Raw genomic sequence first — 1,278 nt, 5'->3', positions numbered from 1 at the left:
CCCGCCGCAGGTCGCCGGCGTCGTGCAGGGCGCCGGTGTAGATCTCGGTGGCGTTCGTGCGCACCACGAAGGTCCCGTCCGCCAGGGCGCGCGCCGAGGCGGTGCTGGGCGAGACCAGCACCGGATAGGTGGCCGACGCCACACCGGTGCCGGTCAGCACCTGTCCGGCACGGCGCGCCCCCGGACGGGGGTCACGGCCCGCCCAGCCGAAGCGGCGCGCGCCCTCGCGCAGGCACTCCACCAGATGCCGGCTGCTGAACGGCTTCCCGGTGTCCGGTTCGGTCCGGCAGTCGTTGACCACCCGCAGCTCGACCGGATCCATGCCGAGCGCCTCGGCGAGCTCGTCCATCGCCGACTCCAGCGCGTACATCCCCGGTGTCTCCCCGGGGGCGCGCATCCACGAGGGCGTGGCGACGTCCAGCCGTGCCACACGGTGCGCGGTCCGGCTGTGCGGGGAGGTGTACATCGTCCGGCCCGGTACGGCCGCCTGCTCCACGAACTCCCTGACCCGGGAGGTGTGGGTGGTCACCTCGTGCACCAGTGAGCGGATCCGGCCGTCCGTGCCCGCCCCCAGCCGCACCCGGTGCAGCGTCGGCGCCCGGTGGCCGACCAGCTGGGGCAGGTCGCGGCGGGGCAGCGCGAGCGCGACCGGCCGTCCGGTGTGCAGCGCCGCCATCGAGGCCAGTACGACGTCGGGACGGGGCGTGCCCTTGGAGCCGAAACCGCCGCCGACGTGCTCCGCCCGCACGGTGACGGACCGCTCCGGCAGCCCGAACATCGTGGCCAGCGTCTGGCGGACCTTGGTGGTGCCCTGGCTGGAGCAGTAGGCCTCCAGACGGCCGTCGTCGGTCCACCGGGCGGTGGAGGCGTGCGGCTCCATCGGGTGGTTGTGCAGCGGCGGCACCCGGTAGGCGGTGTCCACGCGCACCGGGGCGGAGGCGAACGCGCCGTCCGGGTCGCCGTGCTCCCGCAGCCCGGGATGGCCGCCGTTGGCCTTCTCCGGGACGTAGGCGTCGGGGCGGTCCGGTGTCAGCAGCACGTCGTGGTCCTCGGCCAGGTACTCCACGTGCACCGCCCCGGCACCCTCTCGGGCGGCCTCCAGGGTCTCGGCGACCACCAGGGCGACGACCCAGCCGCGGTGCGGGACGTGCGCGTCCTGCAGGACCGCCAGTGTGGGGTCGTCCGGCTCCGCCAGGCGTGGCGCGTTCTCGTGGGTGAGCACCGCCAGCACGCCGGGTGTGGCGAGGGCGGCGGAGGCGTCGACGCGCAGCACGCGGC

General features: G+C 75.4%; 1 protein-coding gene. It reads right to left on the bottom strand.

Annotated elements, in window-relative coordinates:
• Window positions 1-1,278 (bottom strand): xanthine dehydrogenase family protein molybdopterin-binding subunit (locus HW445_RS31445; protein ID WP_180224174.1); only part of this gene is annotated, 1,278 nt, incomplete at both ends.

It is taken from the genome of Streptomyces sp. UH6, from assembly GCF_013421635.1.
Lineage (GTDB): Bacteria > Actinomycetota > Actinomycetes > Streptomycetales > Streptomycetaceae > Streptomyces > Streptomyces abyssomicinicus.
Note: the sequence above shows the minus strand (reverse complement) of the source record. Positions and strands in the feature narration are given on the sequence as shown.